Annotated in this window: 28 protein-coding genes; 13 read left to right on the top strand and 15 right to left on the bottom strand. The window is 48.8% G+C overall.

What is annotated here, in order from left to right:
* Window positions 1-181: 181 nt before the first annotated feature.
* Window positions 182-775, bottom strand: a complete 594-nt coding sequence (locus C7R92_RS23835) for a phosphatidylglycerophosphatase A family protein (protein WP_069851368.1) — start codon at window positions 773-775, stop codon at window positions 182-184.
* Between the two features lie 180 nt (window positions 776-955).
* On the opposite strand from C7R92_RS23835, the gene C7R92_RS23830 reads away from it, so the two are divergent.
* Window positions 956-1,660 (top strand): alpha/beta hydrolase, encoded by a 705-nt coding sequence (locus tag C7R92_RS23830; RefSeq protein WP_069851370.1) that lies wholly within the window; start codon window positions 956-958, stop codon window positions 1,658-1,660.
* 2 nt (window positions 1,661-1,662) lie between these two features.
* Here C7R92_RS23830 and C7R92_RS32420 read toward each other — a convergent pair whose 3' ends face one another.
* Window positions 1,663-1,821: a hypothetical protein gene (locus C7R92_RS32420; protein ID WP_017250308.1), complete on the bottom strand. Its 159-nt coding sequence runs from the start codon at window positions 1,819-1,821 to the stop codon at window positions 1,663-1,665.
* Between the two features lie 145 nt (window positions 1,822-1,966).
* On the opposite strand from C7R92_RS32420, the gene C7R92_RS23825 reads away from it, so the two are divergent.
* The 5 genes from C7R92_RS23825 (at window position 1,967) to C7R92_RS23805 (ending at window position 4,946) form a co-directional block, all read left to right on the top strand.
* The gene (locus C7R92_RS23825) at window positions 1,967-2,476 is read left to right on the top strand and encodes a YjcG family protein (protein WP_017250309.1); all 510 of its coding nucleotides are present in this window, start codon (window positions 1,967-1,969) and stop codon (window positions 2,474-2,476) included.
* Between the two features lie 78 nt (window positions 2,477-2,554).
* Window positions 2,555-3,010 (top strand): GNAT family N-acetyltransferase, encoded by a 456-nt coding sequence (locus C7R92_RS23820; RefSeq protein WP_069851372.1) that lies wholly within the window; start codon window positions 2,555-2,557, stop codon window positions 3,008-3,010.
* Window positions 3,011-3,156: 146 nt separating this feature from the next.
* Complete coding sequence (locus C7R92_RS23815; protein ID WP_106835874.1) at window positions 3,157-3,672, top strand: TetR/AcrR family transcriptional regulator; 516 nt, start codon at window positions 3,157-3,159, stop codon at window positions 3,670-3,672.
* Window positions 3,673-3,779: 107 nt separating this feature from the next.
* The gene (locus C7R92_RS23810; protein WP_106835873.1) at window positions 3,780-4,202 is read left to right on the top strand and encodes a DUF3995 domain-containing protein; all 423 of its coding nucleotides are present in this window, start codon (window positions 3,780-3,782) and stop codon (window positions 4,200-4,202) included.
* 273 nt (window positions 4,203-4,475) lie between these two features.
* Window positions 4,476-4,946, top strand: coding sequence for a DinB family protein (locus C7R92_RS23805; protein WP_069851378.1), 471 nt, complete (start codon window positions 4,476-4,478; stop codon window positions 4,944-4,946).
* A gap of 232 nt (window positions 4,947-5,178) precedes the next feature.
* On the opposite strand, the gene C7R92_RS23800 is transcribed toward C7R92_RS23805, so the two are convergent.
* On the bottom strand, window positions 5,179-6,024 hold the full coding sequence (locus tag C7R92_RS23800; protein WP_106835872.1) for a PHP domain-containing protein: 846 nt from the start codon (window positions 6,022-6,024) through the stop codon (window positions 5,179-5,181).
* Window positions 6,025-6,130: 106 nt separating this feature from the next.
* Here C7R92_RS23800 and C7R92_RS23795 point away from each other — a divergent pair, with 106 nt between their 5' ends.
* On the top strand, window positions 6,131-6,493 hold the full coding sequence (locus C7R92_RS23795) for a hypothetical protein (protein WP_017250316.1): 363 nt from the start codon (window positions 6,131-6,133) through the stop codon (window positions 6,491-6,493).
* On the opposite strand, the gene C7R92_RS23790 is transcribed toward C7R92_RS23795, so the two are convergent.
* Together C7R92_RS23790 and C7R92_RS23785 are read right to left on the bottom strand one after the other, a co-directional pair.
* Window positions 6,463-7,392: an MBL fold metallo-hydrolase gene (locus C7R92_RS23790; RefSeq protein ID WP_106835871.1), complete on the bottom strand. Its 930-nt coding sequence runs from the start codon at window positions 7,390-7,392 to the stop codon at window positions 6,463-6,465. The two genes, C7R92_RS23795 and C7R92_RS23790, sit on opposite strands and share 31 nt — an antisense overlap.
* Window positions 7,393-7,401: 9 nt before the next feature.
* Window positions 7,402-8,124, bottom strand: coding sequence for a YitT family protein (locus C7R92_RS23785; protein ID WP_106835870.1), 723 nt, complete (start codon window positions 8,122-8,124; stop codon window positions 7,402-7,404).
* A gap of 285 nt (window positions 8,125-8,409) precedes the next feature.
* Here C7R92_RS23785 and C7R92_RS23780 point away from each other — a divergent pair, with 285 nt between their 5' ends.
* Window positions 8,410-9,774 (top strand): hemolysin family protein, encoded by a 1,365-nt coding sequence (locus tag C7R92_RS23780; RefSeq protein ID WP_100169700.1) that lies wholly within the window; start codon window positions 8,410-8,412, stop codon window positions 9,772-9,774.
* Window positions 9,775-9,845: 71 nt separating this feature from the next.
* On the top strand, window positions 9,846-12,260 hold the full coding sequence (locus tag C7R92_RS23775) for a UvrD-helicase domain-containing protein (RefSeq protein WP_069851502.1): 2,415 nt from the start codon (window positions 9,846-9,848) through the stop codon (window positions 12,258-12,260).
* Window positions 12,261-12,409: 149 nt separating this feature from the next.
* Here the strand turns inward: C7R92_RS23775 and fabI are convergent, their stop codons facing one another.
* The 3 genes from fabI to C7R92_RS23765 form a co-directional block, all read right to left on the bottom strand.
* Window positions 12,410-13,183 carry an enoyl-ACP reductase FabI gene (gene fabI / locus C7R92_RS23770; RefSeq protein ID WP_106782677.1) on the bottom strand — a complete coding sequence of 258 codons (774 nt, stop codon included), beginning with the start codon at window positions 13,181-13,183 and terminating at the stop codon, window positions 12,410-12,412.
* Window positions 13,184-13,279: 96 nt separating this feature from the next.
* Window positions 13,280-13,447, bottom strand: coding sequence for a hypothetical protein (locus tag C7R92_RS32075; protein ID WP_017250321.1), 168 nt, complete (start codon window positions 13,445-13,447; stop codon window positions 13,280-13,282).
* A 39-nt stretch (window positions 13,448-13,486) separates the two neighbouring features.
* The gene (locus C7R92_RS23765; protein WP_017250322.1) at window positions 13,487-14,212 is read right to left on the bottom strand and encodes a ZIP family metal transporter; all 726 of its coding nucleotides are present in this window, start codon (window positions 14,210-14,212) and stop codon (window positions 13,487-13,489) included.
* A 233-nt stretch (window positions 14,213-14,445) separates the two neighbouring features.
* Here C7R92_RS23765 and C7R92_RS23760 point away from each other — a divergent pair, with 233 nt between their 5' ends.
* Window positions 14,446-15,063, top strand: coding sequence for a MerR family transcriptional regulator (locus tag C7R92_RS23760; RefSeq protein WP_017250323.1), 618 nt, complete (start codon window positions 14,446-14,448; stop codon window positions 15,061-15,063).
* A 153-nt stretch (window positions 15,064-15,216) separates the two neighbouring features.
* Window positions 15,217-16,305, top strand: coding sequence for an HD-GYP domain-containing protein (locus C7R92_RS23755; RefSeq protein ID WP_069851387.1), 1,089 nt, complete (start codon window positions 15,217-15,219; stop codon window positions 16,303-16,305).
* Between the two features lie 41 nt (window positions 16,306-16,346).
* On the opposite strand, the gene C7R92_RS23750 is transcribed toward C7R92_RS23755, so the two are convergent.
* The gene (locus C7R92_RS23750) at window positions 16,347-17,027 is read right to left on the bottom strand and encodes a TerC family protein (protein ID WP_106835869.1); all 681 of its coding nucleotides are present in this window, start codon (window positions 17,025-17,027) and stop codon (window positions 16,347-16,349) included.
* An 86-nt stretch (window positions 17,028-17,113) separates the two neighbouring features.
* On the opposite strand from C7R92_RS23750, the gene C7R92_RS23745 reads away from it, so the two are divergent.
* Complete coding sequence (locus C7R92_RS23745) at window positions 17,114-17,635, top strand: ADP-heptose synthase (protein WP_106835868.1); 522 nt, start codon at window positions 17,114-17,116, stop codon at window positions 17,633-17,635.
* Between the two features lie 215 nt (window positions 17,636-17,850).
* Entirely contained in the window at window positions 17,851-18,324 is a 474-nt protein-coding gene (locus C7R92_RS23740) for a chemotaxis protein CheW (RefSeq protein ID WP_069851389.1), read from the top strand.
* Between the two features lie 62 nt (window positions 18,325-18,386).
* Here C7R92_RS23740 and C7R92_RS23735 read toward each other — a convergent pair whose 3' ends face one another.
* The 6 genes from C7R92_RS23735 to C7R92_RS23710 all read right to left on the bottom strand — a co-directional run bounded on the left by C7R92_RS23735 (window position 18,387) and on the right by C7R92_RS23710 (window position 22,802).
* A complete protein-coding gene (locus C7R92_RS23735; RefSeq protein ID WP_106835867.1) occupies window positions 18,387-19,055 on the bottom strand; it encodes a hypothetical protein in 669 nt (222 codons plus the stop codon).
* Window positions 19,056-19,104: 49 nt separating this feature from the next.
* Window positions 19,105-19,701: an RNA 2',3'-cyclic phosphodiesterase gene (gene thpR, locus C7R92_RS23730; protein WP_106835866.1), complete on the bottom strand. Its 597-nt coding sequence runs from the start codon at window positions 19,699-19,701 to the stop codon at window positions 19,105-19,107.
* A gap of 64 nt (window positions 19,702-19,765) precedes the next feature.
* Window positions 19,766-20,248 (bottom strand): hypothetical protein, encoded by a 483-nt coding sequence (locus tag C7R92_RS23725; RefSeq protein WP_017250332.1) that lies wholly within the window; start codon window positions 20,246-20,248, stop codon window positions 19,766-19,768.
* 149 nt (window positions 20,249-20,397) lie between these two features.
* Entirely contained in the window at window positions 20,398-21,438 is a 1,041-nt protein-coding gene (locus C7R92_RS23720; RefSeq protein WP_106835865.1) for a hypothetical protein, read from the bottom strand.
* A gap of 3 nt (window positions 21,439-21,441) precedes the next feature.
* A complete protein-coding gene (gene surE / locus C7R92_RS23715) occupies window positions 21,442-22,239 on the bottom strand; it encodes a 5'/3'-nucleotidase SurE (protein ID WP_069851397.1) in 798 nt (265 codons plus the stop codon).
* Window positions 22,240-22,370: 131 nt separating this feature from the next.
* Entirely contained in the window at window positions 22,371-22,802 is a 432-nt protein-coding gene (locus C7R92_RS23710) for a tellurite resistance TerB family protein (protein WP_017250335.1), read from the bottom strand.
* Between the last annotated feature and the right edge of the window lie 45 nt (window positions 22,803-22,847).

The raw sequence follows: 22,847 nt of genomic DNA, 5'->3' as shown, positions 1-22,847 counted from the left end.
TTACAAAGCATGGGGATTACCCACATGATGGCCTCACAATCATACATGACGCATCAAGCACATGAGCTACACCGGTGAAGAATTGGCTCCTAACAGACTTAAGGCGATCCAATAAAGCTTACAACATCAAACAAGATAATTAGGTAACGATCGAAACAAACTCCCTCATCGCACCCCTAACCTACCCCGCCTGCTCCGTCCCTTTCCCTTTCTCCTCGACACGCAGCTCGGCTTCCTGTTGCTTCAACGCCTCACTTCGTGTCAATTCCGCCTCCTGCTCATCTCTCATCCGATGGGCCATCCGGCTAGATGCATTGGCTGCCACGCTCGCCACGAGGTCGTCCAAAAATGTGTGAACACGTCCCTCTCCCGACTTGGTATCCAGCCTTTTAATCACCCCGACCTTGTGCTTATCCAAATGGCCAAAGGTGGTCACCGCGATACTTCCATATCCAAATACGGAGCCTAGCGCCAATGTTTCGTCGCATCCGAACAGTCCTTCATCTGACGCGATGATAGATTGGAGCGGCTCGGACAAGAGGCCCTTCTCTGCTAACGTATCCAACTCAACGCCAACCAGGATGGCGTGCTGCATTTCCCTTTTTTCCAAAACCGCTTTCACGCTCTCGATGCACTGCGCCATCGTGAGATCTGGATGGTAAGGCGATTGCATGAGATAGACGATCTCTGCGATATCATCCATCGTCACTCCGCGTTCTGCCAAACGTGCGAGAGCAGCGTTTCTGACTTCGATGCTGTGTACTTGCTTCTTCATATAAGAGACAACCCCTTCCACAAATCGAGTGAAGTCGTTTCCTACCATAGTATCACACGCTGACCAAATTGCGACAATCTTTCGCCCACAGCCTGACTGACCCTGCACTCAAACTGTTGGGCATGCCCTCTCACTCCTGTATAATAATGAACAGAAGATCCCAATAAGGAGGACACCGCAGTGGCCCTTGAGGAAATCATCTTGGAAAGCCGGCATTTGGGGACGCCGGAAAAGCTGATTATCTACACACCCCAACGCTACTCGCCGCTCTACTCGTATCCAGTCCTTTATGTGCAGGACGGAGAAGATTACTTGGCAATGGGCAGGATGGCTTCTTTGTTAGATCAATTGAATCGGGACAAAGAATTGCCTGATATCATCGCTGTCTTTCTCCCAGTCGAGAAAAGCAAACGGAACGACCGCTATCATCCGGATGGCAAGGAGCATATGGCCTACCGTCGCTTCCTCGCCGATGAAGTCGTGAGCTATGTCGATACGCATTACTCCACACATCCTTTGGGGAACGCACGAACACTTCTTGGCGAATCTTTGGGCGGGGTTGTCTCTCTGTTCACTGCTCTTCACTATCCACATACGTTTGGACAAGTTGCCTGCCAGTCGATTGCCATGGACGCAAAGTTAAATCGTCTGATAGCTGACGCTGAATTTTCCGTGCCGCAGACCATTTATTTGGAGATCGGGACGGAGGAAACGGCAGTAAGCACAGGCCGCGGTACATTGAATCTTCTAGCGGCCAATGAAGAGTTGCGCGAGATTTTGGGCACGAAAAAAGCCACCCTCGTTTATGAAACGTTTGAGGGTGACCATACGTGGGGCCACTGGCAGCGCAATCTGCCGCGTATGCTTAAGACGCTTTACGGGTAAACTTACCGTGGCTGTTCTTCTTGTGGACCTTCATCCTTGATAGTCGATACGAGTGCTTCTTCGAATTCTCCTTTTCGTATCGCAGTCAAGATCGTGAAGGTCAGCACAGACAGTAGAAGCAGAACCAGAAAAATGAATGTGATCATCATAGCCGTATACATGCAGTGCGGCACCTCCTTGCACTACACAGTCTTTCCTTTGACACAAGGAATATACAGACCCACGCTTAACATTACACAAATGAAGAATTTTCTGTTAAAATAATATCTTGTAGAGCATGATAGATAGTAAGGAGGAGTGGTTCTGATGATGTACAGTATCGTAATATTCCCATCTAGCAAGGTGCAAGAAGTAGCCAATTCTTACCGGAAACGTTATGACCCGGGCTATGCTTTGGTTCCTCCGTATATCCGTTTGAAGGAAGCCTTTGAGCTGGACGAAGCCAAGCTTCCTGAGCTGGTGAGCCATCTGGAGCAGGTTGCCTCCTCTACCGACAGCTTTTCGGCTCATTTCCATCGGGTATCTTCTTTCCACCCTACGAACAACGTGATCTATTTGGCTGTGCAAAACAAAGAACCATTTAACGAGCTGCATCAAAAGATTGCCAATCAGTGTGTGAATGAAAAAGAAACTTACGCATACGTACCGCATCTGACTATCGGGCGCGACCTGTCCGACGATGAGCTGCGGGATGTAACCGGCCAACTGAGCATGGCAAAAATTGACCTGAACAGCGAGATTGATCGCTTCCACTTGGTTTATCAACTCGAGGATGGCATCTGGAGCGTTTACCAGACTTTCCTTCTCAAAAAATAAACACCCTTTCCTCAATCATCACCCCTCCCTGCGTATCCGTCGTAGGGAGGGATATTTTCTAACAAAGGACGAATACCGATGAACCTGCAAACCTACCAGATCCAAAGAGTCACCAATGAACAAGAATTGGCGGATGCCCTGTCCGTACGCCGAGTCGTTTTCATCGAGGAACAGGAAGTACCAGAAGACTTGGAGATAGATGAGCACGACACACTGGATGGCGGGACGATTCATTTTGTGGCCTACCGCGATGGAAAGCCAGTGGGTGCAAGCCGTATCCGTACCTACGCACCTGGGGTAGGAAAAATTGAACGGGTAGCGGTTGCCAAAACAGAACGCGGTACCGGACTGGGCCGCCAAATCATGCTCGCGATAGAAGAGCTGGCCAAACAACACGGGTATGACAGCCTGAAGCTGAACGCGCAGACGCAAGCCCAACGGTTTTATGAAAAGCTCGGCTATGAACCTTTCGGCGACTTGTTTGATGATGCGGGTATCGAGCATATTGCGATGGTCAAATCCATTCGCGAATAACAGAAGCTACGTGCAGCCCCATCCCTCAGATAGAAAAACAACCTCGTTTTCGCTTCAATACAAAAGCCAATGCTTCTTGACACTTCACACCCGGTGGAATAACATGGAACCATAAACATACGATACCGTATCTTTCGAGGTGAACCATGCAATACGTACGTGAAGATTGGATTCGGGCAGGGCTCGATATGTTGGCTGAAGCAGGCATTGACGCTGTTCGTGTGGAACCTCTCGCCAGAAAACTGAAGATCAGCAAGGGGAGCTTTTATCATCACTTTCCAGATCGTCAAGCGCTACTGGACTCCATGATCGATTATTGGGAGGAGCATGCGACGGAGCGGATCATTCGAGCGCCACATGCGGACAGCATGTCGTTGGAGCAGCTGTTGTCGAGTGTTTTTAACAGCGAGCGAAAAATCGAAGCCGCTATGTACAACTGGGCGAAACAAAATCCTGCCCTTTGCAAACGTCTCGTGGAAATCGAGAAGCGTAGGATCGACTTCGTCGCTTTTTTGTATGAGAAAAAAGGGCTGACTCCAGCTGATGCAATAGCACGCGCTCAACTCGCATACCTCCTCTATATCGGTTGGCTCGTGCGCAGAGAGCTAGAAGCGCCTTTTGATATGTCCGAGCCCTTGCATCATTTTATGACTTGGATTTGATTCCCCTCTCTGCCTGATAAACTAAACTGTGCAGGGATTTTTTTACCCAAAACATACGGATGCGTATCTTTCACAAAAATCATTACGAATCAGTAGGAGGCATTCCCATGACGCATGTTTTTTCTATCTCATCTGCTTTCTTCTTAGTCTCCGTATCCTTGCTCCATTTTTATTGGGCCTTCGGAGGAAAATGGGGGACCGATTCCGTCATTCCCACAACAGCCGATCATTCTCGTCGGACCTTTTCCCCTCGGAAAGGCGGAACGATCGTCGTTGCCTGCTTGTTGACTTGTGCCGCTTACCTTTTGCTTGCCCAGAGCGGTTATCTCCCGCCCGTAATAGCCGCTTCTTTCATTCAATGGGGATGCATTGTCTGTGCCGCTGTATTTGTCCTACGGGCTGTGGGAGACTTCAACTACATTGGCTTTTTTAAAAAAGTAAAAAATACGAAGTTTGCCCGTCAAGATACGGCATTGTTCACCCCTCTATGCTTGTGGTTAGGGATATCATTTCTGCTCGCATTGTTTTAAGTTCACAAAAAACCCTCTTCCCTTGTTCTGAGTAATTAAAGTTGTGGACTGAAAAATAAAGTGTTAGACGGGCAGCGCGTTGAGCTAACGGGCAGTTTTGCTTAATCTCTAAAGTCCCAATAGTGGAATAAACATTTTGGGACTTTCCGAAGAAATCACTTTAGGGTGACTTATTGTTGGCTAAAACCCAGAAGGTACTTGTTCTATAACGAAGAATAATAATTATTATCGAATGCACCCTCCCACAAAAATAATGATGAAGGAGAGGATCGGATGGAAAAGTTGATCGAGGAGTATAGCCAAGACTATGCGCTGCTGCGAGAAGCCGTCGAAGGATTGTCTGAGGAAGAGCTGCGTTTCCAACCTGCACAGGACAAATGGAGCATCCATCAGATTGTGATCCATGTGACCGATAGCGAAGTCCTGTCGACACATCGGCTGAGAAAAGTCTTGGCGGAGGAAGCACCGCTACTACTATCATTTGATCAGGAAGCCTGGGCGGATAACCTAGGATATGAACGGTTGGACTGCGAGCAGCATCTGCTCCTGTTCCAAATGCTGCGGGCCAGCATGCTGCCGCTTCTGGCAAATCTGACTCCCGAGCAGCTTGTGCGCGTCGGGCAATATCCCGATGGAGCGCGGTTCACGTTCAAAGAGCTGCTGGAATTTCGCGTCCGGCATGTCCGTGACCACCTCGCCCAGATTGAGCGGGTAAGGCAGGCATATCGGGAGGATAGGGTATAACACTAAATGCTAGTTGTGATTAAGCTAACGGGTTCGATACTTCAACAACACCGCAGGGCTGCCCACATAAATGGATTTTGCGGCCTTTGCTGCGCTAATGTGGGGAATAACAGAATAAAGTTGTTTGTTGTACGGTCGAAGGCAATGATTAGCCAACCTTAGTGTTAGCGCAAAATAAGAAGCCTCAGACTAAGACTTTATTTTTCAAGTCATAGTCTGAGGCTTTTTAAATTTACGCCTTCCGCTTCGCCGCAATCGCACGTATCTGTTCAACAGCATCCATCGCTGCGGTATGAGAGCCGAGCATCGCATGAAACGGCTCCTCTCCACGCCAGCCATGAAAATCAGAACCGCCTGTTACAACAAGTCCGTATTGTGCTGCCCACTTGCTGTAGCGCATTTTTTGTACCTCATCGTTGTCCGGGTGATTGACTTCAATTCCGTCCAAGCCGAATACAATCAACTCCTGGACCAGCTCATCATCGTCATACAGCCCTGGATGAGCCAGCACCGCCACTCCGCCAGCCTCTTTGATCAGCGTGATTGCTTCCTGCGGGGTAATTCGTGGAGGATTGACATAAGCCGCTCCCCCTTTGCCCAAGTACTTATCAAAGGCCTCCGCGATCGTTGAAACGACCCCCAGCTCAATCAGTTCTTCTGCAATATGCGGTCGCCCGATGTTTTTGTCCGTGCCCTGCTTGCGGCGGTATACCTTTTCCAATGAAATGTCGATACCGAGCTCCTGCAGCCGTGCTATCAGCAGTTGGTTACGCTCATGTCTTGTCTCTCGCAAACGGAAGAGACGCTCTTCAAAAGCTGGGTCTTCATACGGGACAAAATAGCCGAGAACGTGAATATCCTGCCCCTTCCCTACGGAGCTCACTTCGACTCCCGGAATGATTTCCACGTCGAGTGCGCGGGCAGCCTCCATTGCTTCTGGAATCCCTGCTACCGTGTCGTGATCCGTGATCGCCAGTGCAGCAAGTCCAGCCTCCTTCGCCAAACGTACGTTTTCCGCAGGCTCGCAGGTACCGTCTGAAGCCTTTGTATGTGTATGCAAATCTGCTATAAGTTCCATCCTCGTCCACTCCTTCTTTTCTTTTTCTACAAGTCTGAATTGATATTGCCGTACATAGTATGAGAATAAGTTCGATTTCTCAATGGTTGAACCGAGGAGGATGTCCATGCGGTTAAAAAACAAGACCCTTACCGGTGTCGTTCAGCCACTCTCTTATGTTGACAAAATGCTGCGGCAACAAGGCTTTCATCGATCAGGCGGCGACAGTATGCCAACGTACGATGTCGTCATGTACGACTCCGCCAGCAGCAGCGCGTATTTTTTGCGCATCCCGACGAATTACACTAGCACAACGACCGGAAAAGGGGAACTGAATGTCAAACTGGGTCATCCGTATTTGGAAGCAAAGTTTTATATGAACACCGCATCCGAAGAAGTTTTTTTCATTCCCAAGGCCGTCCGCGAAGCTGCAGAGCATAAGCTAGCAGAAATCGCCGATTACCTTTCTGCTCCCTCCGCTCCATCCTGAACAGTTCTCCACAACCACCGATTATGTTCAAACCGGTATGCCACCCTCTTTGTTTTTTGAAGCCCGACCAAGTAACCCATAAACGCCGTCCGAAACAGGACGTAGCTCGAAGCATTTTCTATGGAAATGTGTAAACGCTCACACAGGAGAGTTAATGCTTCTTCTGGTGTTCTCTCCTCTACTAAAATGTCGCAGATCACCGAGAAAATCCGCTCATGCCAAGCAATATTTTTGTTCACGGCATCATGAGAGGTGGTGGTATATGCTCCGTGCCCAGGCAAGTATCCCCTGTAGTTGGTTGCAAGCAGTTTATGAAGACTGAGTAGAGTCTCATGCGCATCCACAAGAAACGGCAGCTTGTGCTTTTCCAAAACCTCTTCGCCTAAATAACTGTCGGCAGCGAAGCAAATCTCGTCACAGACGACGCCAACCTGTTGCCAGCTATGCCCCGGCAGAGAAAGGATAAAGAAAGGTACGCCATCTATCTCGATCCCTTCATCCAGTGGAAGGAGGTGGTCCACCCGAGAAGGTTGCGCCAGCAAAAACTTGTTTTTGAGATCCTCAAGTGGTGCTGCACCCACGTTCAAGTAAATGGGCTCAAGTATCGGATTCCGAATGATCGCCTCTTCCAGCGGTGGCGCATAGACCCTTGCTTCAGGCCAGCATCCGAGCAAGTAGGCGTTTCCACCGAAATGGTCGGCATGAGAGTGTGTCTGAATGATTGCACACAAGGGCTGGGCGATAGCGTCCAGTCCTTTTTTGATTTTTTTTGCGCTTTGGGTATCCAGACCAGAATCAATCAGGATTGCTCCATGCTCACCAATGACGAGGCCTATGTTAACATGACCGGGAAAATAGCCGACACGCTCCGTTATCATTTGAAATGCTTGTCCAGACACAACACTCCCTCATTTCATCCTTTTCCTATTTATTTTCTCCAAAATATCGCCTTCCCCTTCCCCGTTCCTATTTCTCTTGTTCGTGTTTACATAGAGTCGCGACGAGCGACCATCCATTTTGCGCGAAAGAAGCGGGCCAATGATCGTATACGGTGGTAAAGGTCGTCCGAGTCCACTGAACATATGCGTAGTCGCTGCCACTGCGACGATCGTCAGCAAAGAGAAAATCATTCTCTCCATCCCGATCGTCTGAATCGAGCCGAGTACGATCAGCCCATCGATTAGAAAAATCAGCAAGGCAATGCGCAGTTTGTATCGTCTGGCAAGAAATTGCGCGAGCAGGTCTGTCCCGCCCGTATTCGTCTCGTAGGCAAGCATCAAACCGATCCCCATGCCAATTAACACGCCGCCAGTAATTGCGGAAAAGGATGTTGACCATAGATTCCAACCACGCATATCCGAGAGAATATCTATAAAGAAAGCAGAAATCAGCATGCCGTGAAAGCTGTGAAAAAACAATCTGCGATCATAAAAAAAGACGATGACATACACAGGAATACTTACCAAAATCATCACGAGACCCGGAGGCATCTGCATGTAATACGTCGCCAACAAACCGATCCCAATCATGCCCCCGTCCATCAGGCGGTGCGGAACCAAAAACAGATTGACTCCTATGCCTAGAAGCACGCTTCCTGTGAGAATCGCTACACTTTTTTGCAGCCAGTACACGTTGCTCCCCTCCTTGGACCGTGCTCGTTTATATTTATGATCAGAAAGAAGCAGGTATGTCCAAGCATTGCCTAAGAATGGGCTCATTCAAATCGGAACGTTTTGACTGTTCGGTTGACCTATTGGTATACTTACGAGTAACAAGAAAACCTGAGGCATGGCTCATGAAAAGCATATCCATTGCAGGTTTTAGATCGAATATTTATCCGTTTTTGGTCGTACATGTAAAATACCATTATCGTATCGGAGGTGAATTCTCCACCTTTCGCACTGCGGGAGGCGGAGGTGTGCTTGGAGAGTCCGATAGGAGAGATTACGCTGAATCTGCTGCTCGTGGTATTTTTGGTTCTTCTGAACGGCTTCTTCGTCGCAGCAGAATTCTCGTTGGTAAAAGTTCGCCAAACACGTCTGACCCAGCTCGTCAGTGAAGGCAATAACAAAAGTGCCCGCTACGCGCAAAAAGTCACGCGAGAGCTCGACGCCTATCTGTCCGCCTGCCAGCTCGGAATAACGCTGGCTTCATTGGGGTTAGGCTGGGTAGGTGAACCTGCCGTCGCCCATTACGTCGCGCCCGTCATGGCATTATTTCATTTCCCAACTTATTTGGTCGGTCCGACCTCACTTGCAATCTCCTTTGCTATTATCACATTTTTACATATCGTCTTCGGAGAGCTTGCGCCCAAGTCTTTGGCGATCCAAAAAGCGGAGGCCACTTCCCTATGGACTGCTGCACCACTCATGTTTTTCTACAAGCTGAGCTATCCGCTCATCTGGTTTTTAAACGGAGCAGCCAATTTACTGATCAGACGCCTTGGAATCGAGCCTGCCACCGAAAACGAATCTGCTCATACAGAAGAAGAAATCCGCCTTCTCATGAATCAGAGTCATAAAAGTGGTCACATTGACCAGACCGAGATGGCGTTGGTCGACAATGTCTTCGTGTTTTCCGAACGTCTTGCCCGGGAAATTATGATCCCACGGATTGATATGATTTGCCTTTACGACGACAACACGTTTGACGAAAACCTCGAAATCATGAGAGAGTCTCGCCATTCACGCTTTCCCGTCGCCCATGAGGATAAGGACAGGCTGATTGGCTTTGTGCACACCTCAGATTTTTACCTCTCTGCGTTGACGACAGGAAAGGCTGAGCTAAATGATTTTCTCCGCCCTCTATTGACGGTTCCGGAGTCTATGGAAATTAGCCATGTCTTGCGCTTAATGCAAAAACGCCGCTCCCAGCTCGCCATCGTGATTGACGAATACGGAGGTACAGCAGGGCTGTTAACGATGGAGGACATTTTGGAGGAAATCGTCGGTGATATTCAGGATGAGTTCGATGAAAATGAGCGCCCTGAAATTGAAGAAAGCTCCAGCAATACGCTCTCGGTTTCCGGCAAAACTCTCTTGACAGAACTGAATGATTACATATCGATTGAAGTCGTTTCCGACGAAGTCGATACCATTGCCGGATGGCTCTACAGCCAGTTAAATGAAGAGGTCGCGAAAGGCAAAACCGTCACATTCCAAGGCTATCTTTTTGCGATCAGTGAACTGGAAAACCATCGCATCACACGGGTGAGCATCACGTATTTGGGAGCAGAAGATTCGTCCGCTGTCCCGGAGGACATCGTGTCGCTGCACTCCTAATCGAAAAGAACAACCATAATGGCAAGTGTCCCCTGCCGACAGGGGGCACTTCTTGTTTCCGAGGTGTCATGATGAACTACGCTTTACTAGACAACAAACCCATCCTGTTGCTACCAGAGAACTACAACCGCATACCGTTTTGGCGCATGGCTGCCCGGCAGGACAAGGTACGCTGTCCAGCCTGTGCATCAGCGCTTCGTCTTCATGCTGGCATCAGCTTTGAGCCGCATTTCTTCCATCCTGAAGGAGCAGAGTGCCCGCTTCTGACGGAAAATGGTCCTGCTCCTCTCGATTCGCTACAAGCGATTAACGAGACGGCTGCCACTGCCTTTCAGGCTGTCTTGACTGCTACGGCCGAAAAGGATCACAGCGACAGCGACGACAACACGAAAGAACCACTCGCTTTCTCAACCAAGGAACACAGCGCATCCATAGACGAAGTAGATACAACGACCATCGGCTCCTTTCGCCTTCCGAAAAAGAGAACGATTGGCACGAGCACGACGCCTCCCCCGCCAGCTCCGAAGCCACCGGTTTTCCGCAAACGCTTGATGCCGAAGAAGACGATCTCTCACATGGCTGAGCAAATGCGTGATCAACCGCTGCATCCGGGACAACAGCAAGCGGTGCACGCTACCGAGGGACCTTTTCTCATCCTCGCCGGAGCCGGAAGTGGCAAGACGCGCGTTATGACGGCTCGCACGACTCACTTGATCTGTGAGTTGGGCGTAAAGCCGAATCAAATCATGGTCGTGACCTTTACGACCAAAGCCGCCGATGAAATCCGTCAGCGCATTGCCCGGCAGCTACCCGCTGGACAAGCACGTGAGCTGATTGCCGGTACGTTCCACAGCATCTTTTACCGAATGCTCCTGCATCACCAGCCAGAACGCTGGGATCAGCAGCGCCTCTTGAAAAAGGATTGGCAAAAATGGCGATTGATGCGCGAGACTGGCGCACTGCTCGGTCATGATGACCTTGCCACGTTAAAAGAAACAGAGATCACCGAAGCACTCGGCATTATCAGCCGTTGGAAAAACGAATACATCCTCCCCCATGAGGTCGCGTATCGGGAAGCAACGAACGATGCAGAAAAACGGGCGATCCAGCTATATCCTCTGTACGAGGCCACGAAGAAAAAGCATCATTGGTTTGACTTTGACGACATGCTCATTGGCTGCTACGAAATGCTGCGCGATGATCCAGGACTCCTGCGCCGTTATCAGGAACGTATCACCTATGTGATGGTCGATGAGTTTCAGGATATCAATCGCATTCAGTATGAGACAGTCAAGCTGCTAGCCGCTCCACAAAACAATTTGTGTGTCATCGGGGATGACGATCAGTCCATTTACGGCTTTCGCGGCAGTGACCCCCAGTACATCTTGGGCTTCACCAAAGACTTCCCGAAGGCATCGACATTTACACTCGAGGTCAACTACCGTTCCCATTCCTCGATTGTCAGTCTTGGCTATTCGCTGATCGGTCACAACCGGGAGCGTTGGGCAAAGGAATGTCAGTCCTTTCATCGCGAGGAAGGCGACACGTATTTATTCGAGCCGGAAGACGAAGAAGAACAAGCTTCCCGGATCGTCGATGAAATTATCCATCGTCGTGAGCAAGGAGCCATTTTGGGTGAATGCGCGATCTTGTACCGCACCAATGAATCTGCACGCCCCATTTTAGAGCGTCTGAGCGAAGCAGGGATTCCTTTTCATTACACCCAAGAGGAGGATTCCTTTTACCAACGCCAGACGGTTCGCTGGACGCTGAATTACTTACGGCTCGCGTTAAACCCGGATGACACCGATGCGCTTAAAGAAATATTGTCGACTCTCTATATCTCAGCCGAAATGTGGAATGCCTTGCGCAGCCAAGCAATCATCGAGGACAAGCCGATTCTGCACGTTCTTCCGCATTTGACACAGCTCAAACCGTATCAGCGTAAGCACATGCAGCAAATCAATGAGATTCTCACCGCGTGCAAGGACGTTCCACCCGCTCAGGCATTGGAGCTCATCTTTGAGGATGGCAAGCTGCGCGACTATCTAAAAAAACGGGCGAAAGACCGGGAAGATGGCCGGGAACGTTGGAGCGATGAGCTGCAGCAAATACTGGCAGCCTCCAAGCGTCATGCGACAATCAGCGATTTTTTGGCTTATATCGATCAAATGGCCCGACAAGAAAAAGAGTGGCGCACGATGCGACCACTCCCGGACGAAGCTGTTCATGTTTTAAGTATCCATCGGGCAAAAGGTCTCGAATACGACCACGTTTTCTTGCCCGATCTGGTAGAAGGTGCCCTTCCTCATGAGTACACATTGGATGAGCTGCGAAAAGGCGGCTCCGGTGCTCTTGAAGAAGAACGTCGTCTCCTATACGTCGCGATTACCCGTGCCCGTCACAGCTTGTGTATCGGTATCCCCCGGGAGCGATTCGGACGAAAGACCCGCACCTCCCGCTTCATCGCCGAGATGGGCAGGTAAGTACTGAAAACCGCCACCCATATAAATCAAGAATTCTTCCATGTTCGTAATTAATGGAAACATAAAAAACAGGCCCCCTTTCACGCATTTTGGGTATAGTATGCGAGAAACAGGGGCCTGTTATTCTTTTTCGGGAAATTTGCTTCTGGTTAGCCGCCCATAATGCTGTAGCCAGCATCGACGTGCAGAATTTCACCCGTGATTCCTCTGGAGAGATTGCTGAACAAGAAGAGAGCGGTGTCGCCTACTTCCGATTGGTCAATCGTGCGGCGCAATGGCGCTTTTTCCTCAATTTCCTTCAGCACGGCGTTGAAATTGCGGATGCCTTTTGCAGCAAGCGTACGGATTGGACCAGCAGAGATCGCATTGATACGAATGTTCTCTTTGCCCAAGTCGTTTGCCAAGTAACGAACAGATGCATCAAGCGCAGCTTTGGCTACACCCATTACGTTGTAGTTTTGAATCACGCGCTCACCGCCAAGGTACGTCAAAGTCACGATGCTTCCGCCCTCGGTCATCAAAGGACGAGCAGCACGAGCAACTGCTACCAGGGAGAATGCGCTAATGTCTTGTGCCAGTGCGTATCCTTCACGGGATGTGTTGACATATTCACCTTCGAGCTCTTCGGTTTTCGCAAACGCGATGCAGTGCGCTAGACCGTGAATAACGCCCACTTTTTCTTTGATCACAGCAAAAGCCGCTTCGACATCCTCATCCTTCGTGACATCGCAATTTACCAACAGCGACTCTACTCCCAATTTTTCCGTGAGTGCCGCCACGTTTTCACGCAGACGCTCCCCTTGGTACGTAAAAATCAGATTCGCTCCAGCATTATGTAAGGATTGCGCAATTCCCCAGGCAATGCTGCGGTGGTTTGCTACGCCCATGATGACGATGTTCTTTCCTTGCAACAATGTATTCATTATGTATCTGCCCCTTTCCCAACTTATTCCCCTGCATTATAACCGATCTTGTCCATGGATACGAGGGGATAAACGAGAGGGGCCGTACAAAAACATTTAATCGGTACTTCCGGCCTGATCGGTTAGCGCAGTTAGAGCTTCAGAGGAAGCCCACGATTCCTGCAATGGATTCAACGATGTCCCCATGACCGGGAATTCAGTCAGTGACTGCAAGAGATCGTCTGTTTGCAATTGCTCTTGATGGTTCATACTGTCAGTCCACACTCCCTTCCTCCAGACTAGACTGGCTAGGAATGGGACCTTTTATGCATGCAAGTGGTTCGCGTGTAAAAAGGCAGACAAAATCAAATACACGGCCATGGCACCAACAAAATAAACTCCGTACTGTGCCTTTTTGGTTTGTCCGATATAAGGGACGAGATGGCTAGCGGATACATACAAAAAGATACCAGTCGTCATGGCCAACATAATGCCAGACCAATTCGAAGGAAACATTTGCTCGGCAAAGCCAAAACTGAGAGCTCCTGCGATCGTCGCGATTCCAAGGGATGTCGCCCCCCAAAATGCTTTCTTTCTCGAGTTGGTCGCTGCCAGCAAAAGAGAGGCAATGGTCACCCCATCCGGAATTTTGTGCAGCAGCATCGCCACCAACACCGATACCCCTACTTCTGAATCCATTTGCAAGCTAGCGACTAATGAGACCCCTTCGACAAATGCATGCAATAAAAAACCTGTCATGACCCCAATGATTCCCGTGGAGCCAAATTCTCCGCTAGACTTGCTGATTAGTTCCAGAGCAAAAAGCATCACAAAGCCAACGAGCACAAATGGCATCAACCACAAGCTCTTGTCAGAAAAGACATGTGGCATCAAATCTAGCAGCGTAATTGCCAGCAGTAGCCCAGCCCCCGCACTGATCATCGCAAACAATGCCTCGGATGACCAGGCACGCAAACACAACAGCAGTCCCCCGATACTGCTCGCCAAGGCAGCAGTCAAAAGGACAATCCAGAAAACAGATTGCATCATCCGGTCCTCTCCTCACCCAACGAGCAAAAACATGGTTTCTCCTTCCATATGTACGCGCCTGTCCCGGTCATTATGAGCAGTCAACCAAATTTGACAAAATACGACGATCTGTCCGAATCGGACGAAAGATCACTAGTTTTTAGAACCTTTGTCGATTCTCTCTTACCCGGAAAATTTTGGTGCTATAATGAGTCCACCGGGAATACCGAGAGGAAAAAAAGGAGTGATTCTGGATGGATGTACAAGTTTGGATGGCTTCAAAAGAGGTAGCTGATCGCCTTGATGTGCATGTTCGTACACTGCGTAACTGGCTGGACTTGTTCGTACCTGCACAGGAACGTCTGAAAAATCCGCAGGGTCACTATTTGATCAGCGAAGCAGGCTTTGAACTGCTCAAGGAAGTAAAGGAAAGAAAAGACAGCGGCAACAGCTCGTTAAAAGATATTCAGCGCCAACTGATAGAAGAAGGACGTCTGTCCGAGGAAATGCTCCTGGAAGAAGAACTCACAGGTGCAGAAGAAACCGCCGTTACGATTAGCGCCACAAACAAGCTGGGAACAGGCATGCGAGAAGTGGAAGTGACTGTCCACGAGACACTCGTCCAATTTCAGCAGGAGCTCACACAGCTCTCCTCTATGAATCATATGCAATCGACCATTCTGCAAAAAATTGCGGATATAGAAGAAATGCAAGAGTCCCTTCGCTTGGAAATGCGTCGTGTTACTTTTGAACTGGATCTCATGCAGCAGCGCTTGACTCGTCGCAAGGAGCGCTATGCCCGCTACGAACCTCGCTGGTCACTCAACCCTTTCCGCTGGTTTACACGTTCAGATCGCGCAGCCGAGCAATAATCGTGTTTTTTATACGGAAAAAAATGACAATTAAGAGAATAACCTCAACAGCGGTAGTCTCCCCATGTTCTACTGTGATAAAATGGTACTATATGAACTGACTGAAAATCAGGACTATTTACATTCCACCATAAAAGGACTGGGGCTTTCGTTGTGAGAAAATTGCATATTACTTCGGTAAAGCCTGGCGATGTCATCGCCAAGAGCGTGTTCCAGGAAAATGGGAACGTTTTGTTGGGGATCGGGGTACAACTAACCCCTCGATATATTGAACGGCTTGTTCAATTGGGAATTGATACCCTTTACATTCAAGACAAGCACACAGAAGATATCATGCCGGAAGATGTAATCCGCGATGAGACGCGTAAAGAAGCCGTGGATGCCGTGTACAAAACGATGACCACCCTCATGGATCAGCCGCAGATCAAGCGCCGTACGTCCGTACCTGATTTCGGGAGCAGTTTTCAAAAGGTTTTTCGGGAAATCTTTCAAGATTTGAGCAGTCGTAAAGATATCTTGGTCAACCTATCCAGTCTTCACGTATTGGATGGTTACCTTTTTCACCACGCAGTCAATGTCGCCGTTCTGTCTGGTGTGGTAGGGATGGCCAAAGGCTACAACCAACAACAGATGATGGAGTTGGGCATTGGTGCGCTTTTGTTCGACATCGGCATGACACAGGTTCCTAAGGAGCTCTGGACCATGCGTACAGAGTTAAGCGCAGAAGAACGACAACGTGTCCAATACCATACCGAAGAAGGCTTCAATATTTTGCGGAATCAACATAATATCTCGGTCGTCTCCGCACACTGTGCGTTGCAGCACCACGAGAGATACAACGGAACAGGATATCCCCGTCAGCTCTGTGAGAAAAACATTCACGAGTATGCACGAATCGTGGCAATCGCTGATGTTTACGATGCCTTGGTTTCCCCGCGCCCATTTCGGAAAAGCTACTCGCCGAGTGATGCTACCGAGTATTTGTTCGCTACAGGAAACACCTATTTTGACCTCGACCTGCTCAAGCTATTCCTGCAGCACGTCGCTATTTATCCAATTGCTTCAACTGTAATGCTGAGTACAGGGCATACCGGGGTCGTTTCCAAAGTGAATCCATTGGCAGTGAATCGACCGACGATCCGTATTCTTACCAATGAAGATGGATCTGAAGTAGCCTCCACCTATGAAGTCGATCTCTACGATAAAGAATGGATGAGCGTGACGATCGTCAAAACCTTATAGGCCCGCGACAAAGCTGAGATTTATTATTCATCTCAGTTTTTTCATGCGTGGGTACGTGGTGTTTTCGTACGTTGCAAATATCCCGCAACTAACACGAGAGCGACCAATCCAATTTTGATCGCATATTCGAGCCAAGCCCTCCCCGCGATCCACTCATGCATCGTATCATCCATTAGAATCATATTCACCGCTGTTACAGCCAGGACACCTGAACCAATATAAACAAGCCATACAAGGCGCTCCATTGCTTTTAGAATGAGCTGGCTGCCAAAAATCATGAGAGGCACACTGATCAAAAGGCCCAGCACGATGAGGACGATATCTCCTTTCGCTGCCCCTGCAATGGCGAGTACGTTATCCAGTCCCATCATCACATCTGCCACCACAATCGTCTTGACCGCTTGAACCAAGTCTTCACTCGAGCTGATTGCTTCCTCTCGCTCGTCCTCGCGTAACAGGTTGTAGCTGATCCATAGCAGGATAATTCCGCCGATCATGTACAGATACGGGATTTTCAGCAAATAAACAGCAAGAATCGTAGCGATCACGCGTACGATGATAGCAAGAAACGTCCCCCACAATATGGCTCGTTTTCGTTGTTCGATAGGAAGCTTCCGACAAGCGATGGCAATGACCACGGCATTATCTCCACTTAATACGAGGTTGATGGTAATGATGAGTAGCAGCGACGAAAAAAAGGCAGATTCAAACAAAGGATGCACCCTCCCAGAACTTTTTGAGCCCTACTCGCCACCCTTGTACGGTGCCCCTGATTTTTTGTATGATGGTAACGAGGAGGGTTGTCGAAATGTCGAAACAATTCGTTATAGAAGCGATCATGTTGGCTATCTACGGGGAGTTGATGGTCCCATCGCAACCAGTAGAATATCTGATACCCGCGTCGACAATCTATGAATTGGACGAATTTATCCAGAGTCCTGAACCTATCATGCCCTACTCTGCTGATGATCAGTATGTCCGGCGGATTATGAAAGAAATGAGCCAATTTTTTGCCGATCCATTCAATCGCAAGCGAATGGAAAAAGGACTGATAGCCCCATGGTCCAAGGTTCCCTTTTCTTTTCCGAACGGTGTGAAACTGACGGTCGTAAAAGTGGAGGACAACGCCATGTGGGGGGAGATATTTGATCCCGTAGAGACACAGCTATTATTGACGGCCATGAAGTTTGAGGTCCCACTTCTCACAGACCAGCCTGATTATCAGGATCGGATATTGGAATATATCGTGCCTGTTCAATTTTACGATGTGGATGATTTTGATTTCGCGCTTGAGCAAGGAATCTCATTGAACGACCTTCGTGAACCATAATCAAGAAAACAGACCGACGAGCCTGACGCTTGTCGGTCTGTTTTTTTTGTTACTTTGGAGTCAGCATGACCATTGTTGTTCTCGCATCCTTGCAGATCATCCCCTGAAACTAGTTCATAAGTCTTTGCCTGTCACAAAAAAACGTCCTGAATAGGTTTGTCCATGGTACAATATGGGTAAAGACATGGAAAGCGGTTCGGGGAGGAATAGTGCACATGGAATTGACGAAAAGAAGCAATGATTTGGAGGCAGAAGTAGCTGTTGACCAACAGATTTTGTTTAAAATGGGGAATGAATATTACGGACTGTCGATTTCACTCGTACGTGAGATTATCAAACCACTTCCCATTACACGTTTTCCAAAATCTCCACCTTATGTCGAAGGAGTCATTGATCTGCGTGGGCGGATCTTACCGATAATCAACTTGCGGAAAATGTTTGATTTGGAACCTTTGGAGCAAACGGATGATACTCGCTTTGTCGATTTGCAGATGGATGGGTTGAACATCGGGATTATCGTAGATGCGGTCTCGGAGGTCATGAATATTCCGCAGAACTTGATCGAGCCTGCACCACCGATTATCGCTGGTGTAGAGGGCAAGTATTTGCACGGCATTGCCCGTTTGAACGACAAGCTGATCATGCTGCTCGATGTGGATGAAATTTTTGGACAGTGGAAAAAGAAGTAAGCGGCAGTGTAAAGCCCAGTGCGATGATGCACTGGGCTTTTGTTCTCTTTATTCGTTACTCCCTACTCTCTGCCTCCGCTTGCTAAATACGCATAGTTCACCCATACCATCTCTTCGATTCCCAAAATTTCTTTGAACAGGTCAACCGAGTCGTACAACAGTGAAGCTCCTGTGTCGTCATCGACGTTCGTCAACAACTGCAGATCAAAAAGGGAACGTAACTGCTGAATCTGCTTCGGACCCACGATCCGACCAAATGACTGCGGCTTGATACGTGTGATCCCTTTACCTACCTCGCGCCGATACAACTCCGAACGCACTACCCTCTCCAGTATGTCTTCATACTTCTGCCGAACGTCCTCGCTTTCTACGATTCCTTCCTGCAGGTCAATCTCTGGATAAAGCCTGCCAAACTCGGCTTCCGCCATTTCTACATCGAGCGAGTAGCTGATTGTCGCTGACGCAACCTCGTAGCCTGCATCGAACAAACGAAAGCCCCAGCCGTTGTCCTCAGCGTCATGAAACCAGAGGAGGGGTACGAATTGCTTGGACAGTCTCAGCAAAAAATCAAGCGTCGTGGAGGTTTCCAGCCACTCATCCTGCAGGAAAAATGCATTCCAGTCGATGTTGACGTTTCTGTGGAAGTATGGCTGCTCTGTCTTGGATAAGGCAATCAGTACTTTCGGTTCGTATTTGCGTGGATAAAGAATGCCGGTCGTGAACTCACCCATCCGTTTTCCACCGCTTTCTGGAAGGCTTCCCTGATCCTTTCTTCTTAGTCTATTCAGGCAACGCTTGTTTTTTGCTGTGATCTTTATCAAACGTGCTCGTGTGGATCATCGTATGTACCGCACCCTCCGGCAACAGCTCGGAACGATATAAATGGAAATGCCGTGCCTTCCATTGTGGCGGCTCCTGCGCTAAATAACGTTCATTCCAATCCAAGAGGGCAAGCTCATCCCCACTGCGATGCGGACCGCGCGCCATCGTAATATGCGGCCGATACCGCTTCCGATCGTAGGACAAGCCTTCGTGCAATTCGAACCGTCTACCCAACAATAAATGCAGCTGGTTGAGTGGAGAAAGTTGGCCGCGTAGTCCCAGCCAGAGCACACGAGGATGCAGGGCATTCGGAAAAACCCCGAAGTTACCAACACGCAGGGTAAATGGCTGGATAATCGCGCCGACGATATCCATATCCTCACAGATAGCGGGTACGAGTGACTCATCCACCTCTCCAAGAAAATGCAGAGTCAAATGCAAATTAGCGAGAGACTGCCACCTGTCCGCAGTCACATCTTGCTTCAACCGTTTTTGAACATCGGCAATATAAGCAGCAGCCTCAGCTGGAATATCCAACGCTATGAATAAGCGCATTTCTGTCCTCCTTCGAAAAAAATAGCCCTCCTGTGACGGAGAGCCATTTATCTTTCCTGCCGCGTTAGGCAGCCATCATCTTTCCGGTTACGATTCCCAAAACACTCCTGACATATTCCGCAAGACGGTTCGAACCAGGCTGGTAGGTAAAACGCAAGGTCAGCTCACTATGACCGACATGACCAGCGGGAGGGATATTCCAGAAGTACTCTGCTTCCCCGTATAAAAACTCTTCAATGCGCTGCTTCTTTCCTTCGATATCGATACTCGGATCATGCGTCAAGGAAAACTTCATCATGACTGAAAACGAATCTGTCCAAACTTGATCGCGCTTATGTAATTTCCCATGAATAACGACTAAACCGGCTTCTCCCCACAAATTGTACTCGAGCAAAGCCTGAAACTGCGGATGTACCTGCAGCTCCAAGGCAGGAAGCCCTCCTTCGATCGTAAGTGCATGACGTTGTGCCAGTTGCTCAATCTCCCCTTGAAAACGGTGGGCGCATTCAGAAACAGCCTGGAACAAATTGGGTTCAACAGCGTACATCGTCGTCACCTCTCCCCAATGGATTGTCTGTCTTACTTAATTCGAATTCACGCTTGTCATATCCTTTGTTGAAAAATGACTTATTTACCCATATTTCATCGAAGAACAAAAGATTCCAGGGAGAGTCTTTTTTCACAATCTCTCAACAATTACAGGTAAGGGACAGGCATTCCTGGAAACGCTTTCGCAAACGCCTGCGCGAGATGCTTCTGTACATCTTCATCCAGCTCCAAATGATAGAGGCGACCGCTCTCATAACGCAATAGTGGATAGGCGCCTACCTGCAAGGGAGAAACGTCCTGCGTTTGCACATACTCCGGCAAGGTCATCAAAAAGCGCGAGAACGGATTCGCTTCATCTCCTGACATATGAACGACCTCGAACAAATGCGAGAGACTTGGCGTCAGCACGATCATCGCGTAATCTCCCTCTTCCGCAGCCCATACGGTAAAAGACGTATCCCGGACCTCGCTGCGGGAGTGCCTGCGCATGACCCATACTGCTTGCTGCACAGTACTCATCAATAAATGCTGCGCTCCTTCTTCACCATGGACATCTCTCATGTGCTTGTAACGCAATACGAAGGCCATCCCCGATTCTGTAAAAACAGATCCAGGCAAGCTCATCGCTGAGATGCTTTCTGTCTCTTCCTCACGCACCTGCACCTCTTCTGGAAGAGCATCAGGTGTTCCTTCATAGAGCGCCTGAATCATCTCACGCGTACGAACCACTTCCGCTGGGGAAAAAGAAATCGACTCGGAATAGATGTGAGTAAGCTCACGATCCGCGTAAGCCAAGTAGTGCAAAGAAATATACTGCTGCTCGATCATTGTCAAAGCCATGCTTCGCTCATCAGCATGCGCTATGTCGAACGTCAAGGGAAAACCAAGTGGATTCAGCGGGTCCGACAGTGTCCAAATGACAGCGAGCAGTTTATTTTGATACGTTTTGAATTCGAGCGAAACGGCATCTCTCGTCTGCTCGCTGAAAGCATCCACCGATTCGAACACCAAATACAGCTCCACCTCGCCCGTTCCACTTAGACGGACAAAGTAAGGAAGCCCCTCCTCTTCTGCCAGCTTGTACAAATCGTGATAAACCACGGGATCGAGAACCTCTCCCTGTGTTGAATCGTCTGGAGAACACAGGGTATCATCGGGGGTTAACGGGGGGAAAAATTCTTCATTCATGCGTTATTCCTCCTGTTTTCCCCAAGCTTTTAGCAATGTCCAATTGTCCATTTGTTTTAAGAGAGTCCGATCTGTCGCGTCAATGTGGACAGGGGTAATCGCAATATAGCCATGCTTGAGCAAATCATAGTCCAGCGGCTCCGCCAGTGGCATGACTTGAGGGTACTCGCGTGCCAAATAATAGCCTTCTGCTTCTTCGCTATATTTGTCTTCATAGTGATTCATGGACAAGGTGGCCGGAACCATTCCTTTCACCTCAGCCAGCGGTACATGCGGGATATTAATATTCCAGAATACCTCTGACGCCAGTTCTCCTTTGACCGCACGATCGCTGAATTCTTTTACAATCGGACGAATCATCTCTACTACATCGCCGTAGTTGTCTTGATCGAACCAGTTATCATAGGAAAGGGCAACACCGGGAACCCCCAAGATTACCGCCTCCCTGGCACCGCTGCACGTACCGGAGTAATAAATATCACGTCCGAGATTCGTCCCGACGTTAATCCCCGAAAATACGATATCCGGCTTTTTCCCATGTTCAAACAGGAGATGGTAAGCAGCTTTTACACAGTCTGCAGGGTTGCCATTGACTGCCCACGCTTTCACCGGCATTCCGTAAAAATCACGCTGTTCAGGCGCGAGCGCACTGCGATAAGTAATTCCGTGTCCCACCCCACTTTTCTCTTCAACCGGTGCCACTATATAGACTTCCGCTCCCTCCAAAGTGAGCAAAGCTTCTACCAATCGCTTGATACCAAGAGCATCGATGCCGTCATCATTCGTAACCAAGATCCGCAATTTGGGTCTCCTCCTTCATAAATAGCGTCGCCACTCGCCAAGACATCATTTTTCTTATTGTACTGTAGAATTCGAGGCTGCGCCAAGCTTCCACCTAAAACGAAAGGACCCCAATCATATTGGGGCCCCGTCTATTCTCCTACAATATCTTTCCAGCGTTCGCGCCAAACAATCCCTTCGCGAATCCACTCTTCTACTTGACGCTGCTTTTCCTCCGAGATTCCGATCAGGCAAGCGATGCGGGCAATCTCTTTTGTCTCCGCTGGTGATAACTTCCGATCGATCAATGCCATGTGGTAGAGCTTGCGCATCATAACGAGCTTTTCAGCCTGCGTCATGGCTACCAGGTCTTCCACGATGACCTCCGGACGCTTCGGATAGTCCATGTCATCCATTAAAATTTGTCGTTCTTTCAATGTAAAATGCTCCGAATTCACGATTTCATGAATACGATCCATTTCTTTATTTCCTATATAACCGTCGGCGTGTCCGACGCAGATCATCAAGCGAATGGACGCAAACAAAATGTGTTTGTCCTTTTCGATTTTGGTATACACCGGCATAGTTCCTCCTCAAAAAGCTTTATGAGCATAATATATAACTACATA

This window comes from Brevibacillus porteri, from assembly GCF_003013475.1.
In the GTDB taxonomy this organism is placed as follows: Bacteria; Bacillota; Bacilli; order Brevibacillales; family Brevibacillaceae; genus Brevibacillus; species Brevibacillus porteri.
Note: the sequence above shows the minus strand (reverse complement) of the source record. Positions and strands in the feature narration are given on the sequence as shown.

What these genes read in the sequence shown, in the direction of transcription:
- C7R92_RS23710 (WP_017250335.1), bottom strand. Translation starts at nt 22,802, where the DNA reads ATGCCGGTGTATACCAAAATCGAAAAGGACAAACACATTTTGTTTGCG.
- fabI (WP_106782677.1), bottom strand. Translation starts at nt 13,183, where the DNA reads ATGAATACATTGTTGCAAGGAAAGAACATCGTCATCATGGGCGTAGCA.
- C7R92_RS23775 (WP_069851502.1), top strand. Translation starts at nt 9,846, where the DNA reads ATGAACTACGCTTTACTAGACAACAAACCCATCCTGTTGCTACCAGAG.
- C7R92_RS23735 (WP_106835867.1), bottom strand. Translation starts at nt 19,055, where the DNA reads ATGGGTGAGTTCACGACCGGCATTCTTTATCCACGCAAATACGAACCG.
- C7R92_RS32420 (WP_017250308.1), bottom strand. Translation starts at nt 1,821, where the DNA reads ATGTATACGGCTATGATGATCACATTCATTTTTCTGGTTCTGCTTCTA.
- C7R92_RS23815 (WP_106835874.1), top strand. Translation starts at nt 3,157, where the DNA reads ATGCAATACGTACGTGAAGATTGGATTCGGGCAGGGCTCGATATGTTG.
- C7R92_RS23720 (WP_106835865.1), bottom strand. Translation starts at nt 21,438, where the DNA reads ATGAATGAAGAATTTTTCCCCCCGTTAACCCCCGATGATACCCTGTGT.
- C7R92_RS23760 (WP_017250323.1), top strand. Translation starts at nt 14,446, where the DNA reads ATGGATGTACAAGTTTGGATGGCTTCAAAAGAGGTAGCTGATCGCCTT.
- C7R92_RS23825 (WP_017250309.1), top strand. Translation starts at nt 1,967, where the DNA reads ATGATGTACAGTATCGTAATATTCCCATCTAGCAAGGTGCAAGAAGTA.
- C7R92_RS23795 (WP_017250316.1), top strand. Translation starts at nt 6,131, where the DNA reads ATGCGGTTAAAAAACAAGACCCTTACCGGTGTCGTTCAGCCACTCTCT.
- C7R92_RS23725 (WP_017250332.1), bottom strand. Translation starts at nt 20,248, where the DNA reads ATGTACGCTGTTGAACCCAATTTGTTCCAGGCTGTTTCTGAATGCGCC.
- C7R92_RS23835 (WP_069851368.1), bottom strand. Translation starts at nt 775, where the DNA reads ATGAAGAAGCAAGTACACAGCATCGAAGTCAGAAACGCTGCTCTCGCA.
- C7R92_RS23820 (WP_069851372.1), top strand. Translation starts at nt 2,555, where the DNA reads ATGAACCTGCAAACCTACCAGATCCAAAGAGTCACCAATGAACAAGAA.
- C7R92_RS23810 (WP_106835873.1), top strand. Translation starts at nt 3,780, where the DNA reads ATGACGCATGTTTTTTCTATCTCATCTGCTTTCTTCTTAGTCTCCGTA.
- C7R92_RS23740 (WP_069851389.1), top strand. Translation starts at nt 17,851, where the DNA reads ATGGAATTGACGAAAAGAAGCAATGATTTGGAGGCAGAAGTAGCTGTT.
- C7R92_RS23800 (WP_106835872.1), bottom strand. Translation starts at nt 6,024, where the DNA reads ATGGAACTTATAGCAGATTTGCATACACATACAAAGGCTTCAGACGGT.
- C7R92_RS23745 (WP_106835868.1), top strand. Translation starts at nt 17,114, where the DNA reads ATGTCGAAACAATTCGTTATAGAAGCGATCATGTTGGCTATCTACGGG.
- C7R92_RS23765 (WP_017250322.1), bottom strand. Translation starts at nt 14,212, where the DNA reads ATGATGCAATCTGTTTTCTGGATTGTCCTTTTGACTGCTGCCTTGGCG.
- thpR (WP_106835866.1), bottom strand. Translation starts at nt 19,701, where the DNA reads ATGCGCTTATTCATAGCGTTGGATATTCCAGCTGAGGCTGCTGCTTAT.
- C7R92_RS23805 (WP_069851378.1), top strand. Translation starts at nt 4,476, where the DNA reads ATGGAAAAGTTGATCGAGGAGTATAGCCAAGACTATGCGCTGCTGCGA.